This window comes from Bradyrhizobium zhanjiangense (assembly GCF_004114935.1).
Lineage (GTDB): Bacteria > Pseudomonadota > Alphaproteobacteria > Rhizobiales > Xanthobacteraceae > Bradyrhizobium > Bradyrhizobium zhanjiangense.
On the sequence record NZ_CP022221.1, the window covers coordinates 2,440,242 to 2,455,044 of the forward strand.

Consider the following 14,803-nt stretch of genomic DNA (forward strand, 5'->3'; position numbering starts at 1 on the left):
GAGAGGGGTGGTGCGAAGACCAACATCCTCTCAGACAGGACACCTCAGTTCACCAGGCTTGCCCCCACTCCCGCGTAGCGGGTTCGTTCAATAGCAGGCGACATCGAGCGGAATCCGCACGCGGCGAAGGACCTGGCTGGGAATACGTCCACGTCTGTATCGACGATGCTCCCGGATCGCCTTCAGCAAGGTCATGAAGAGCGAACGACAGGGCTGCGCCGTGGCCTTCCTTAAGGCCGCGATCGCCTACTACGCGAGTCTGGGCATCACGGTCGAGCGGGTGATGACCGACAACGGCTCTTGCTACAAATCCTTTGCCTTCCGCAAAGCCTGCAAGCGCCTCGGCCTCAAGCACATCCGCACCAAGCCCTATACCCCAAAACCCAATGGCAAAGCTGAGCGCTTCATCCAGACCAGCCTGCGCGAATGGGCCTATGCCCGCGCTTACAACACCTCAAAAGAGAGAGCCGCTGAACTGCCGAGATGGCTTCACACCTACAATTGGCGCCGGCCGCATGGCAGTATCGGCTCGATGCCACCCATCAGCAGACTCGCTCTAACCAGTCCACAGCTAGTGGTTGATACCTCGCTCTTCGGCACCCGGGCGGCATGGGAACTGGTCGGTTTGGATCGAGCTCCGAAGATGGTGGTCAGCGACAATGGCGGCGAGCTCACTAGCAACGCCATTCTGAGATGGGCCGATCAGAGGGGGCCTGGCACTACATTGCGCCGGGCAAGTCCATGCAGAATGCCTTCATCGAGAGCTTCAACGTTCCGCTGCGGGACGAATTGCTGAACGAGACGCTGTTTACCTCGCTGGCCCAGGTCCGCATCGCGCTCGGATGCTGGCGCGCCGATTACAACGACGCAAGCCCACACTCGCGGCTCGGATTGAAGACGCCATCCGAGTTAGCCTTCACCTGCCATCCGCGCCGGGATCTGACACTGTGCTATCCGAGGGTTCTGCGCCAGCTCCCATCGCTAGCACCGCCCAATCGGGCAAATCCATCAGCCGAACTCAGGTCTAAATAAAACTTGAGGGGAAGGTCACGACGCCGCTCGAAGATTCCGCTCGATAAGGACTACCGCTCCGGTATCCCAATTTGATGTCGTCCATAGGCTCCGAGATGATTTCGTCTAACTTCCCTCATGCCAAACGACCATGCGATTGTCCCGTTAGCCTGCCCATCCCGTGGACGCCATCGTTATCCGGCAAAGGTCCGTGATGTCGTAGACGGGCAGCCCCGCCGTCCGGCGAATGTAAGTTGCAACGGTCGGGAATGCTGCGCATTCAAACAGGATTGCGGCTATTTGTGGATGCGCCCCCCGTAGCCGTGTGATGCAGGCGCTAACATCTCTTTCGATGGCGGCAACATCGGTGGGCGGAGGGGGATTCTTCAATTCATCACGCCAGAACTTGCCACCCTCGATGCCGCCAATCACGACCCTCGCACGTTCATTCGGATCGTCGAGTTGGAGCAAGTCTTCGCTACAGTGAGTCGAGTCATATGTTAGGACGGCAATCTTAGCCGCGCCGGGTAGCTGCCGAAGGAGTGTCGGCAACAGAAGTAAGCTCGACATGACCACCGGCACGTTCACAGACGCAGCGACTGCGGACTGATGCCGGATAGAGAAGCCACATGTCGAGCTTATCGCCATCGCGCCGCGCTCGACCAAGCGCCGAGCAGCTGCGATGAATGCCGGCTCCAACGCTGGGTCACCACGAACCACGTTCTCCACCCAGGCTCCTGCAACAGTTTCCCAGATAACTGGAAAGTCAAAGGTTTCCGGATGCAACATCGCGCCAGACGCCGGCTTTAGCCGCGTGGCGTCCGGCAGCAGGCCGCGCTCGAGATGAAGAATTCCAAGTGAGTATGGAGTTTGCGACGTCATACTCAAGCATAGCATAGACCGAAGCACTTTTCTCCTGTCTTCCTGCTGTTTTCTCCTAAATCGCACGTGAACACGGGCCAGGGTGGCGGATTGGCGCGAACCATTCCTGGTCTGGTGTTATCGTTTTGTTCCTCGGAAACAGCGTTGTAAGGGCAGAATTGCTGACAAGTGAGAGAACGAAGCCGTTATCGCGGACCGATCGTCGACTAGATGCCGTAATGGGCCCTGCTCCGAGCAAGGGGTGATGATGGTGGCTGTCCCCCGATAGATGATGAAACGGGTCACGACTTGAGTCGGCCCCAAGCATCTGGAGACGGAGGACAGCCGTGGAGAACTATGCCGGAATTGACGTGTCATTGGAACTGTCGAGCGTATGCGTTGTGGATGCCCAAGGTAAAATCCTGAAGGAAGCGAAGGTCGCGAGCGAACCCGACGCCTTGGTTGAATTTTTCGAGACGCTTGGCTTTGCAGTGAAGCGGATCGGGCTGGAGGCTGGGCCGCTGTCGCAATGGCTGCATGCGGGGCTGAAAAGAGCAGGGCTCGAGACGGTTCTGCTCGAAACGCGGCATGTGAAGGCCGCATTGTCTGCGATGACGGTGAAGACTGATCGCAAGGATGCGCGCGGGATCGCCCAGTTGATCCGGATGGGATGGTTCCGGCCGGTACACGCAAAGTCGGTCGATGCGCAGGAGATCCGGGCCCTCCTGATCGCACGCAAACAGCTTCTCGGGCGGCTGATCGACGTAGAGTTGAGTATCCGCGGGATTTTGCGTGGCTTTGGGCTGAAGGTTGGCCCGGTGACGCGGAAGAATTTCGAAGCGCGGATCCGAGAGTTAGTTGCGGGTCAGGCGACATTGGAGCGCATTGCTACAGCGATGCTTTCGGCACGATCGGCCTTGAAGGCAGAGTACGGAAGGCTACACAAGGCTGTGCTGGCAATTGTGCGTGACGATGCAGTCTGTCGCCGGCTGATGACAGTGCCAGGCGTTGGTCCCCTGGTGGCTGTTACCTACAAATCGGCGATTGATGATCCTCATCGCATCGTAAAATCGAAGGCAGCAGGCGCGCTGTTCGGGCTCACGCCAAAGAAATACCAATCAGGAGAAAAGGACGTCACGGGCGGAATCACGCTGGCCGGAGACGAGATAGTGCGCACGGTGTTGTATGAGGCTGCCAACGTTCTGTTATCGCGCATCACGCGGTTCTCAAAACTCAAGCGCTGGGGGATGGACGTCGCTAAGCGGCGCGGCTCGAAGCGCGCAAAAGTTGCTCTGGCACGTAAGCTCGCAGTGATCCTGCATCGGATCTGGGTCGACGGCACAACTTACCGATGGACCGAAGCGGGGCCGATCGCGGCATAGAAGACGTGGAGGAGATCAAGAACGCAACCGGGCTGAACTTAAGCCCAATGCCCGAAGTCCCGTCGCCGGGACGGTGGATCCGGTGAAGCCGTTACACGGCCAGTGGTCGTCATCTGACGAACCACGCGTATCTAGATAGGCTCACCGCTCCCTCTGACAGCATGATGTGGCGGCCAGGCGTTGACCACGGACAGAAGCATGAGCTCGGCGGCGTGACGTTTACTCGGGAGGCTTGACATCATCGGGCCCATTACAGAAGGTCGTGGACTCAATTGAGCGAAGCACGGCTGCGAGCTGAATGAAAGCCAGGAAGGTCGCGCCCAGCTTGTCGTAGCGGGTAGCGATGCGACGGAACTGCTTGAGCTTGTTGAAGAAGCGTTCAACGCGGTTGCGCTCGCGATAGATGGCTTTGGTCCAGCGGAAGCGCTTTTTGCGCCGGATCATGTTGGGAATGTTGGCGATGGCGCCGCGCGCTTTGATGTGAGCCCGCAGGCGATCGGCATCGTAAGCCTTGTCGGCGATAATGATGGTGTCTTGGCCGAGGTTGGCCAGAAGGGGTTCGGCGCCGGTTAGATCGTGGGCTTGACCAGGTGTGATCAGGATCTGGATCGGCCGGCCTTGGTGGTCGACGCGCGCATGGATTTTGGTCGAGAGCCCTCCGCGGCTTCGGCCCACACAACGATCTCCACTCTTTTTTTGACCCCTGAGGCATGCTGATGTACGCGCACGATCGAGCTATCGATCATCTGAACTTTGCCGTCATGAGCCTTGGTAACCGCTGCCATCAGCCCGTCCCAGATGCCAGCCTTGCGCCAGCGATTAAAGCGATTGTAGGCGGTCGTGTAGGGTCCATACCGTTCGGGCAAATCCCGCCACGGCGCTCCCGTCCGCAGCACCCAAAAGATACCATTCATGACCCGTCGATTATTCTGCGGCTGCTGGCCACGCCGCCCCCTCGGCAGCACTGGCTCGATGACACTCCACTCGAAATCCGTCAGGTCGTAGCGCATGATCAAGCCCCCTCGAAGACTTGAATCACTCTCGGCTGCTACAATCAATTGAGTACAAAACCTAGTCTAGTATGAGGATCTGGGCGCATGGCCCAGCAAGAGGTAAGGTGCTGCTGCAAGGCACGGTTTTATGCGAGCGATGTGGTGAACATTTCTCTATCCTCTAGGCTGCGCAGCGCGGGTGGGTTTGAAGCCCTGCCATATCTGTCATCACGCCCAGGAGCTATCGCGCCGAGTCGAGTTGCCAGCCCATTAGTAGCGATTTTGGGGATCGATGAGCATCAAGCAGCGATGGGCGAGTCCCGTCTCGATCTGCTCCGCGCGACAGCGCACACGTTCCCGACACTCCACGGCCAGTTTCGTACTCCGTAGGGATCTCAAGTGCAAATTCGACTCCTCGCTGATACCGCGAAAAGCGAGTAAAATGACAAGCTTTCTGCTTGAACAAGCTTTCTGCTTGAACAAGTGCGTCGTCTGCGGTGAACTGATTGTGCGTCGCCTACAACCAGACGAGCGGCCGTCAATATCCGCAGATGGCTCAACTCGACAATGGCGCCCAACAAGCCGTTGCCAAACGCCCCTTGGAGGCGCCTGCCATTGTTGATGAACAATGCCGACAAAACTTCTGCTTCCACATTCAACGACCCCCCTCGGTCGGCTGAATGCTGCAGAGCGGCGTAGTGGCACGTTGCATCTCTTAAAAAAGTTACAGTTGGATTTCGAGTTAACGGATCCTCAGCGCCAGTGGCGCGATGAGGCTAGCGCCTTTCTCCGAGAGAACGTTACCCTGAGCTTGAACGTAGCGCGACATTGAAGGCAAATTCCGCTTCGCGGCGCGAGGCGCGGGCTTTCGCAAGAAGGTCGGCGACAAGGGGGCTGACGTGGCCGCAGGAGCACGGTGGGCTAGGTAAGGGGGCAATCGAAATGCACGTTATGGCAAGAGAATTCGACTACGCCAAAGTGCTTCCCGCCGACACGACATATCTGTCGATCGCGCCGATGATTATGCGCTATGGGACCGACGAAAAGCGCGATTTTATCCCTGGGATTACTCGGGGGGAGTTATTCGCTGCGCTCGGATATTTCGAGCCCGACGCAGGGACGCACTTGGCGATCCTGAGGACGCGAGCCGTCCTCGATGGGACCGGTGGGCCATCAACGGATCCAAGATTTGGACCGGCAATGCACGGCCTCTCACGTATGGCTTTGCGTGCGCACCGATCCGGATGCGCCTAAGCGCCAGAGGATCTCCGTGATCATGGCCCCGATGAATGCAAAAGAGATCGAGGTACGGCCGCTCGACGACGGCCAGTGGCATCGGACATTTCCAGAGCACGCGGCGTCTTGAGTGTGCCAGGATTTTCTTGATACTGTTGATCGCTGCCGGCGACGTTCAGCCGTGGCATAGAGCGACATACCCAACCCAACATGCCGAAGAATCTTGGTCAGATCGTCGCGGCGACCGCAGAAGATGAGGGATCACCAGCATGAGGATCGTGCTTGAGGCTCTCCTGGACCGCAAGCGCTAGGCTTTGCATGCCACGGCGCATGTCAGTGCGGCTCGTAGCGATCCAGACCCTGAAGCCGCTCGGGAGGGGATCACGCGCCAGCCCCTCCACCGTGGGCGCACGATCAATACGTATGCGACAGCCACCAAGCTCGATCTCGATGATTCCGGGTCTTGAAAGCGAAGACGGTTGTGGCGGCGCGACGTCGATGCCGCAGACGGCATCGACGTGATCTCGACGGCAACGAGGGCTGGTACAGCTTCACCGAGCCGGCCTTGCCATGCCTAACGGCGCCTGGTGAACAGCAACGTTGGAGCCACTCCATGCCGCCGCTCACATATCACCGACTTGCCTCTTCAACCAGCCGAACCTTCTCGTCGTAACTCCATCAGCGCCGACGTTCCGCGCTCAGTACGCTCACCTGCATTCGCCCCATGACTGGGCTAGACTTAAGGCCATATCCTCAAATCAATTGCCAAACCTCGCAAGACGGCCGCCGCCGGAGCGAGACCCAGAAGCCGCTCTTTGGACGAACTTTCGAGGTGCTGTAGCGAGAAGGAAAATACAAAGGCAGAGCCCGTCGCAAGCGACGCTCCTGAGCGAACCAAAAGCAACAGAAAGGTTCATCAGCGGCAGCTTGAAGACTACAGCCAGGAAAATGCCCCCGGCCGCAGCCTCGGGCCAATGATGAGGCCGCAAGAGCTCCGTTAACCGTTGGTTCCTACAGAACTCATTGTGCCCGCCATGCCAGCCAGCGCTCCGTGATGTGTTCTTGATTGGTCTTGCCGTCGGGACGACTAGACGAGAGCCAGTTGTCATCTTGCACGACCACATTGGCGGCATTTTCCGGATTGACGCTCACAAGCTTACGCAACTTCTCCGGCAGGTACCGAAGCTGATTCAGATTGGGTCCGGGATACCCGGTGCCCTGCATGAAGCCCGCGGCGACTTCGGCTCGATTCAAGAAGGCGGTCAGTTTCTGAGCGTTTTTAGTATTTGGCCCCCCCTTCAGCACTACCCAGGGGCTGTAGACTCCTGAGGCCCCCCCCCACACCATACGAATTGGTGCGCCCTGGAGAATCGCGCTGATCGCACGGCCATCGAAGGCGCTAGTCATGACATATTCGTTGTTGATGAGAAGCTGGGTCGATTCACCGCCACTTGTCCACCACTTTGTCACATATGGCTTGATCTCGTCGAGCTTCTTTAGCCCTCGCTCAACCTTGTCGTCAGTCATTGGCCAGATGTCCGATGCCGCCACACCATCTGCGAACAGCGCACTGCTGATGTTGTAAGTAGGGACGAGCGCATAAAGCCCACGAGGGCCGGGAAACTTCTTAACATCCCAAAAATCAGCCCAATTCTTCGGACCACCTTCTTTGAAGGCGCGCTCGTCATAAGCAAGCAGCATACAGGACTCGTATGCGAGTACCGAGTCTGTGAGACGAGCTTTTTCCGGCACGCCCTCGAGCGCATCCGCATCCCACCAGCTATAGTCGATCGACTCAAACAAGCCGGCTTTGCGCATCGACGGCATGCTCGATGGTTTGACGAAGGCTGTATCCCAATCGACTCGGCCGGCCTGGTGCATTGCTTTGACTTGGGGGTCGGCATCATCAGCCGTTACATCCACTACGGTGATGCCCGTCGCCTTGGTGAAGGGGTCGAAAACGTACTTGCGCAGTCCTGCTGTAAAAGAGCCACCGTACGAATAGACCACTACCTGCCCGCTACCGGCGAGCCTTTCTTGCGCAGAGGCGGCAGTCGCTTTAGCGACGAATGGTACACTTAATGCGCCCACAGTTGACTGAAGTAGCGACCGTCGGCTAAGCGCACTGACAGCATAGTCTTCATGATCTTTTTTGGACATGACATTCCTCCTGCTCAAGCAGTTCTGCATCACAGAACGGCCTAGTGAGGAACCAATGTAAAATCTGCTTGCCCACCAAAAACCGCAAAAATCGAGCATGATTTGGAGAAATTCTGCAAAATGGGCGCGCTCGTTAGCTTCCGACGCTCTCATCGCGGGAGCGGCACCTGAGCACTCTACTCGCCACTTCACGTACAATCGCCAGCCCGGCCAGAAAGTACAGGCTTCCACGTTCGACCTCTAGCATCCTGTCGACGCCCGCGCCAAGATCAAGGATTGGGCGTACCAACTGCGTGCAACCGATCGGGAAGGCAGCAGACGAGCGCGCAGTCCGCATCCACCCGATCACTCAGATTGCCAAACTTAGATAGTTACTGCAGATCAGCTAAGTCCTCGGGATTGTCGCCAGCAGAGTATCTCCATGAGATGGAAACTTGATCTACAGAGAGCGTTCAAGGTAGGGCAGAATGAACATGCCTTGTTGCCTAGTGTAGTTGCGGATACAATCGAAGGCGCTCCAACCATGGGATTTGCCGATCACGTCAGCAAACGAAACGCTCCAAAGTCATCAAAACCTCGGATCAATCGGCGTTTCCATGGGACAACCAGCCTCGATGATCGCTGCCGCTTCCAGCAACACATCCTCCCTAAACCGCGGCCCGACAATTTGTACGCCAGTCGGCAAGCCAGCAGATGTGCCGGTTGGCACTGAGATGGCGGGCAACCCGAGAACGACGGGTGTGAAACACGGGACCATGATGCGACGCATCCAGTTCAGACTTTCGGCATCGTCGCGATCGTGTGAGTGTTCTAGTGGTAGCTCAGACGAAACAGGATGAAGCAGTAATGGGAAGTCTTGCATTAATATATTCCAGCGCCTGATCCACCCCGTGCGCCGCGCAAGAGCTTCCATATATTGATACGTGTCGGCCGCCGGAGCATCCTTCATGTCGTTCGCGTGGGCCTTTCGCAGGCGATTGTCCCCATATTGCTCGATCAGGGGCGTGCAGTAGTACGGGGCTTCGGCCCTGACGATTTTGAACCAGTCCTCAAAGATTGCGAAAAAGTCTGGAGGATCGACCGCCTCCACGGTGTAACCCGCTTCCTCCAGCAGCCTTCCAGCACGTTGCACCGCCTCTGCAACCACCGGATTGACGCCGGTTTGCGTAGGGTCGACCGACACAGCGACTCGCTTCGGCAGCGGCGGCCCTTGCAACGGTGCCGGCACCCACCACGGATCTCGTGGATCCCCCTTTGCCATGACCTCCAGCGCCAGACTGATGTCGCGGATGTGCCGCGCGAGCGGTCCTTGCACCGAGAAAAGCTGCCCAGATAGTGGACGTTCACGCTTCGCGGACGGCTGAAACGCTGGCACGCGTCCAAAGCTTGGACGCAGTCTAGCTACGCCTGTGCAATAGGCTGGATACCGGATCGACCCCGAAATGTCGTTGCCGTGACCGATCGGGGCGATCCCTACCGCAACCGAAGTCGCTGCTCCGCCGCTCGATCCGCCTGGTGTGTGAGCTTCGGACCACGGGTTCATCGTGTGCCCATGCAACTCATTGTGGGTGAACGCACGAAAGGAAAAGGTAGGCGTATTGGTCCGGCCAATTATTACAGCGCCAGCCGACTTCAGATTTGCAACGACGGGGCTGTCTTCGGTAGCAATATTGTTCCGGAATGCGACGACTCCGTCGCTCGATGCCTCGCCCACCTGATCGACATTGATCTTGATGGTGACGGGGACGCCATGCAAAGCGCCGAGAGTATCCCCACGCGCGACGGCGGCATCCGCAGCTTCAGTTGCCATGAGCGCTGCCTCTGGGGCGGGAACAACGACGGAATTCACTTTCCGATCGACTCGATCCAAACGATCTAAGCAGGATTTGACGACCTCTGTGCTGGATACTGCGCCGTTCCGGATCTCGCTCGCGAGGTCAACTGCGTCCCACTTCCACAATTCTGTCGGCAAATTCGACCGTACGCTCAACCTCATCCACGATCTCCTGCTTTTGGGTTCGCGCTCGGCTGCCGCTAACGCGTGTTATCCGAATAGGCATCTAGTACAAAGCTTTCGTCCGCATGCGGCATTCCAAGCGCCGATCCTAGTGATTTCACGAGCACGAAGGATTCGATTTTTTTTGCGCGCACGGCTTTTATTGGCTTCATCGATGAGCACAAGGCCGATCTCAAGCCACTCAATCGCACGAACGACATGCGTGTTTCCGTAGAGCTGCTTCTGTCGATACAATACTCAAGCCCAAGTATCGCAGTGTCTCGAATTGTGGTTCAAAACACTAGGTGTCCCCCTTTCGAAATTTGTTTGGCGTGCTTCATTAAAAACCCTATCAGATCGTCAAGCCGAATCTTCGAAATCTCGGACCTCGTATCGCAGATATTCTGCGTCTGATCGGGGAGGGGCGGCGTTTCTATGCGACGCGCGGGCTACCTTGAAACACGGATAACATCTAAATGTAGGCAGTAGTGGAGGTGTCTGGAATATGCCCGACTGTCCTATCCAAGGGCCTGAGCGTTACTGCCGCAGGAGATCTGCAAAGATGGCGCCCCAGTGTTCTACAGTACGTGTCCCGCGATCAAGTTCGATGGATAGCTGAATTCACTGCGGAGTGCCGAGCAGCGCGTCAAAGGCATGGCGGTCTTCACGATTCGTGATTCCAACACGAGCTAGCTGAAGTGCTTCTCAATTCCAATATTGCGGTCTATTGCAGACTGCAGCTGTGGAGCGCGCCGGGCCAGCGTGCGCATCCTCAAAACGTTCCGACACCTTTGCCGAAGCTCGGTCCGTGAACCGCGTTAGATTTCGAGGAACATTTATGCACTTGCCTGGAAATGCAACACTCATCGCGTCGAAGCTGCGAGCCGCGATGGACGAGACCGCGGGCATTCCATCGCCCGCCTATAGCGGGGTGGTCGAGATCGCAACTGCGCCCACGCCGCATTCTCCAATGCGCGTTCCGATCAATGGGGTGCCGGCCTGCTCCGCGCTCTGCGCCACGCCACGAGCGTGGGCTCGACCGGCGATCCGCGCTTCAACCAGCTCTGGATGCTGTTGGGCTAGCCGTGCGTCAAAGTTTGCCGGCGTTGCAGTTGAAGGATTGCCTGTCGATGTGGAGGTCGCCCTCGTATGTCGGCGAGGACGCAAAGGCACTCGCGTGGGCGAGCTTCCTCGAAAGCGCTTTGCAGCGCTAAAACGTCTCATGCTCGAGCCGACGCAGCGGCTCTGCGGAGCTAGGGCGAGCGACACGAAGTGAATCGGCCGGCCGCCTCGGCCGCGATCGGCGCCTTGGTAAGCCGTGCCAGATCAAGGAACTTGCGCCTGCCGTGCGCCCAGCACGCAGCCTCGATAATGGGGCCGCCCTTACGATTGGCCTCGTAGAGCCTGCCAAAGCCCGGCGTAGGCGTCGGCCTGCATCAGTCCGGCATAGCCGGCCAAATGCTATTCCGGATGCACACCGCCACGATCGGGCGAGTAGAAGAACACGGCCGCCGGCGGATCTGAGCCGGCAAACGGACGGTCGTCGCGCACGTAAGTCGAGAGCCGGCCGGTCCGGGTCTTGCCCTTGGCCAGGACCGGCACTGTGGTGTCATCCGCGTGGATGCGCTCGGCTGCGAAGACGTGGCTCCGGATCGCATCGACCAGAGGCATCAGGGTTGCCGCGGAGGCACCTACCCAGTCCGCGAGCGTCGATACATGGAGGTCGATCCCTTCACGCTGGTATGTCTGGCGCGCCGGAATCGGGACGCGCGGCCACATCGATCTTCGTGCGATGGTACACCAATCCTCCACCGAAGCATCGCTTGATCGTTCGAGTGTTCTGCACCCATCCACTCAGCTCAAGGAGTCTGCCAGCGGAAAGGCGGGAGACCCAACAATCGTCACAGGAGGAAAGGGTATCCGCATCGAAGACGCGCAGGGTCATACTTACATTGACGCCTTTGCTGGTCTCTACTGCGTGAATATTGGATACGGTCGAACCGAAGTGACGGAGGCCATTGCGCGGCAAGCTTATAAACTCGCATACTATCATACGTATGCAGCGCACACGACCGACGAGTTGGCCACACTCGCAAAGCGTCTCGTGCGAATGGCTCCGGGAAAGCCAAGTAAAGTATTCTTCGGCTTGTCCGGGTCAGACGCTAACGAGACCCAGGCTAAGCTCGTTTGGTACTACAATAATCTGCGGGGGAATCCCAAGAAGAAGAAAATCATCTCGCGCGAGCGCGGTTATCACGGCTGCTCAGTGATCTCCGGTTCGATGACTGGAATGACTTTTTACCATGATCATATGGATCTTCCCTTCCCGGGCATTCTGCACACGGGGACTCCGCACCATTATTGGGGCGCCGAGCCGGGCGAGACGGAAGAGGACTTCTCTCGCCGGCGTGCAGCCGAGCTTGAACAGCTGATCGTACGCGAAGGGCCTGAGACGATCGGCGCTTTCATTGCCGAGCCGGTGCTGGGTACGGGCGGTATAACACCGCCCCCAGCAGGCTACTGGCGTGAAGTTTAGGCTGTGCTAAGGCGTTACGACATCCTTCTGATCGCGGACGAGGTCATTTGTGGCTTTGGACGAACCGGCGCTGACTTTGGCAGCACCTTGTACGGAATGGAGCCGGACTTGGTAACGGTCGCCAAAGGCTTGACCTCCGGGTACGTGCCACTCTCTGGAGCCATTGTCGGTGAGAGAGTTTACGCAGTGATGGAGGAAGCCGCCGATCGCGTGGGAGCCTTCTCTCACGGCTACACTTATTCCGGCCATCCGATCGCGGCTGCTGCCGCCAATGCAGTGCTCGATATCGCCGAAAATGAGCGATTTATCGATAGGGCGAGAGTTGTAGGATCACACTTTCAAAAGCGGCTCAAGGAACGATTTTCATAGCTCGAAATCGTCGGTAAGGTGAGAGGCGTTGGGCTGCTTGGCGCGATCGAATTCGTCGCCGATCGCCAGTCTAAGCGACAATTCGATCCGCAACTTAAGGTGGTCGCCCGCATCTCCAAGGCAGCTCGCGATCGAGGGCTCATTGCACGAGCGATGCCACACGAAGACATTTTTGATTTTGCCCCGCCTCTCGTTGTCTCCGAAGCGAAGATCGACGAGATTGTTGATTTGGCCTATCGAGCGACAAAGCAAGTAATGGACGAGCTCGGGAAGAAGTCGACCTCTAGCTAGATCTTCATTTTATCTGTCACACTGCGGAGTGTTAATGGGAAAAACACTCACCGCGAGGGATGCCATAAACGACAAATCGCTCAAAATCCTAATACCCTCGCAGCCGGAACCGCCTGGATACGGCTTCCAGCGCTGCAATCTTTGCCTTCAGTGGAGCACCAACCATTGGTTCAGGGCCGTGGGGCGCGACGGCGCGAGCTGACGGTCTACTTGTGCGACAAGTGACCGATCTGGCCCAGCGCTATGAGGTTGCGGTGGACGTGAGCGGTCTGAACATCCGTAACACACGCCGGTGCGCTGCCGCGTCCACCTTAGTCTCATCTTGGCGCCATCATGCTCTCCGTCTATCAAATGGAGCTCTTCCAGCTTAACCTAATGGTCCCAAAACCGGGGTCCGTTTCAGACGCCTGGTGCTGGACCAGCAAACCCACTCTCTCGTTACCAGGACCGTTGGCTCCTTCTAAAATCTTTTTGCCGCGTGAGCGAACTGTTCTTAACTCAGCTGGCCGCTAGTGGCTTGAGGACCCGCGAAACAATAATCGGTGAGAGGCTCAATCTTTATACGTATCGACCCGACCTCTCCTCAACTACGGCTGCCCTGGTGTCAACCACTAGCCTTGGCAAGTGAATGAGATGACTGACTCTGGCAATGCGTGACGAGATAGTCGGAGTAAACCGGGATGAACAGGTCGGCCGCCTAGGAAGCCAACCAGCACGGCGCCGGCGACCCTCGGCGGCATTGTCGTGCTCAGTCTGGTTTCGATGATCCTGCGCCTCGTATGTCTACAGGCGGTCGTTCCATTCACGCTCAAGACGATGCGGGTTGTGGCAAGCGAGACATTCATGCGCGTCCATCGATTTTCAACCGATTGGCACACAACTCTTTTGACGTTCGGAGCGTGCGGAAGATCACGCGCGGCATGTGGGCCATCGACTTGGTTAACACTGCGACCCTGATGTCCCTGTTGTCGTCCTAACCGTACTGGTCGGCTCGATGATCCTGGTTGGGCTGCATTGGTCTGCGCTCGGTGGCGTGATCGCGATTGGCGCGGCGATCTACGTCGCGATCACGATGACATTTTCGACGCTTTATCGCGCCTGCCGCACGTGTTTCCAACGCGTGGGACACCAAGATCGGCGGCACGCTGGCCGATGCGCTAACTTGTAACGCGGGGGTAAAATCTGTCCGCGCGCAAGCGCGCGAGGAGCCTCGGCTCGCCCGAATCATCAACCGCTAGCGTGCGGCTGCAGCGAACCTGGCCGGGCGACGTTACCTTTGTGCTGACTAGCTACTTATTCACGCGTATCTGCGCGAGGTCGGCATATGCATCAACAACCTCCAGCGCTCATTCGACGACATGGAGGAACTGGTCGCAGTCCATGACGAGCCTATCAGGATTGCCGATTTGCCGGATGCAAGCCGACTGCCATTGACGGCGGTGAGATCGTATTCGACAACGTCACTTTCCAGTATGGCGGCGAGGGGGCGTCGCTCTATGACAAGCTATCTGTTGAAATATGCGCCGGCGAGCGGATTGGGCTGGCCGGCCGCTTCGCCACCTTCGTCAAGCTCGTTCAACGACTTTATAACGTCTCGGGCCGCCGCATTTTGATCGATGGCCAGGACGTTGCCCTAGCCACGCAGCAGTTGCTCCGCAGTCAGATAGGGGGCGTGCAGCAGGAGCCGATCCTATTCGACCGCTCGCTCGCCCAGAACATCGCCTATAGCAGGGCCCCGGGGCCGGCATGGGGACGACCGAGCAGGCGGCGCGGCCTGCCAATGCGCACGAGTTCATCCTGCGGCTGGGCAAGGGCTACGGCAAGCCGTTGGTGAGCGCGGCATCAAGCTATGCGGCGGTTAGCGGCCGCGCATTGCGCTGGCGCGCGCCTTTTTAGCGGACGCGCCGATGCTGATCCTGGACGAGGCAACCTCAAGCCTCGACTCGCCAAGCAGCGAATGGAGCGGTTG

At 58.0% G+C, this 14,803-nt stretch carries 8 protein-coding genes and 4 pseudogenes; 6 read left to right on the forward strand and 6 right to left on the reverse strand.

Features of this window, described 5'->3' with window-relative positions; all coding sequences use genetic code 11:
• Window positions 1-98 precede the first annotated feature (98 nt).
• Together XH85_RS11555 and XH85_RS11560 are read left to right on the forward strand one after the other, a co-directional pair.
• Window positions 99-577, forward strand: a pseudogene (locus XH85_RS11555) (integrase core domain-containing protein); the annotation flags it as partial.
• Window positions 572-1,028: pseudogene (locus XH85_RS11560) on the forward strand (integrase core domain-containing protein); the annotation flags it as partial. The pseudogenes XH85_RS11555 and XH85_RS11560, both read left to right, overlap by 6 nt.
• A gap of 148 nt (window positions 1,029-1,176) precedes the next feature.
• Here the strand turns inward: XH85_RS11560 and XH85_RS45825 are convergent.
• Window positions 1,177-1,893 carry an aspartate/glutamate racemase family protein gene (locus XH85_RS45825; RefSeq protein ID WP_208758106.1) on the reverse strand — a complete coding sequence of 239 codons (717 nt, stop codon included), beginning with the start codon at window positions 1,891-1,893 and terminating at the stop codon, window positions 1,177-1,179.
• Between the two features lie 326 nt (window positions 1,894-2,219).
• Between XH85_RS45825 and XH85_RS11570 the strand changes: the two genes are divergently transcribed.
• Window positions 2,220-3,254, forward strand: a complete 1,035-nt coding sequence (locus tag XH85_RS11570) for an IS110 family RNA-guided transposase (RefSeq protein WP_128931971.1) — start codon at window positions 2,220-2,222, stop codon at window positions 3,252-3,254.
• Window positions 3,255-3,473: 219 nt separating this feature from the next.
• On the opposite strand, the gene XH85_RS11575 is transcribed toward XH85_RS11570, so the two are convergent.
• Window positions 3,474-4,264, reverse strand: a protein-coding gene (locus XH85_RS11575) for an IS5 family transposase (RefSeq protein ID WP_245474011.1) whose coding sequence is annotated in 2 segments (ribosomal slippage) — window positions 3,474-3,946 and window positions 3,946-4,264 — 792 coding nt in all. Because the reading frame shifts where the segments join, the coding sequence is not laid out codon by codon here.
• An 810-nt stretch (window positions 4,265-5,074) separates the two neighbouring features.
• Here XH85_RS11575 and XH85_RS47865 point away from each other — a divergent pair.
• Window positions 5,075-5,500 (forward strand): acyl-CoA dehydrogenase family protein, encoded by a 426-nt coding sequence (locus XH85_RS47865; RefSeq protein WP_128931972.1) that lies wholly within the window; start codon window positions 5,075-5,077, stop codon window positions 5,498-5,500.
• 209 nt (window positions 5,501-5,709) lie between these two features.
• Here XH85_RS47865 and tnpB read toward each other — a convergent pair whose 3' ends face one another.
• The 4 genes and pseudogenes from tnpB to XH85_RS11600 all read right to left on the reverse strand — a co-directional run.
• Complete coding sequence (gene tnpB / locus XH85_RS47870) at window positions 5,710-5,883, reverse strand: IS66 family insertion sequence element accessory protein TnpB (protein WP_420837875.1); 174 nt, start codon at window positions 5,881-5,883, stop codon at window positions 5,710-5,712.
• A gap of 619 nt (window positions 5,884-6,502) precedes the next feature.
• Window positions 6,503-7,642 carry an ABC transporter substrate-binding protein gene (locus XH85_RS11590; protein WP_164940743.1) on the reverse strand — a complete coding sequence of 380 codons (1,140 nt, stop codon included), beginning with the start codon at window positions 7,640-7,642 and terminating at the stop codon, window positions 6,503-6,505.
• A gap of 568 nt (window positions 7,643-8,210) precedes the next feature.
• Window positions 8,211-9,638, reverse strand: a complete 1,428-nt coding sequence (locus tag XH85_RS11595; protein WP_245474012.1) for an amidase family protein — start codon at window positions 9,636-9,638, stop codon at window positions 8,211-8,213.
• A 1,277-nt stretch (window positions 9,639-10,915) separates the two neighbouring features.
• A pseudogene (locus XH85_RS11600) lies at window positions 10,916-11,387 on the reverse strand (IS66 family transposase); the annotation flags it as partial.
• Window positions 11,388-11,430: 43 nt separating this feature from the next.
• On the opposite strand from XH85_RS11600, the pseudogene XH85_RS11605 reads away from it, so the two are divergent.
• Together XH85_RS11605 and XH85_RS47875 are read left to right on the forward strand one after the other, a co-directional pair.
• Window positions 11,431-12,834: pseudogene (locus XH85_RS11605) on the forward strand (aminotransferase).
• 1,746 nt (window positions 12,835-14,580) lie between these two features.
• On the forward strand, window positions 14,581-14,730 hold the full coding sequence (locus XH85_RS47875) for a hypothetical protein (protein WP_164940744.1): 150 nt from the start codon (window positions 14,581-14,583) through the stop codon (window positions 14,728-14,730).
• Window positions 14,731-14,803 lie beyond the last annotated feature (73 nt).

Excerpts from the sequence above, each read along its gene's own strand:
- XH85_RS11590 (WP_164940743.1), bottom strand. The coding sequence starts at position 7,642 with ATGTCCAAAAAAGATCATGAAGACTATGCTGTCAGTGCGCTTAGCCGA.
- XH85_RS47875 (WP_164940744.1), top strand. The coding sequence starts at position 14,581 with ATGGGGACGACCGAGCAGGCGGCGCGGCCTGCCAATGCGCACGAGTTC.
- XH85_RS11595 (WP_245474012.1), bottom strand. The coding sequence starts at position 9,638 with ATGAGGTTGAGCGTACGGTCGAATTTGCCGACAGAATTGTGGAAGTGG.
- XH85_RS45825 (WP_208758106.1), bottom strand. The coding sequence starts at position 1,893 with ATGACGTCGCAAACTCCATACTCACTTGGAATTCTTCATCTCGAGCGC.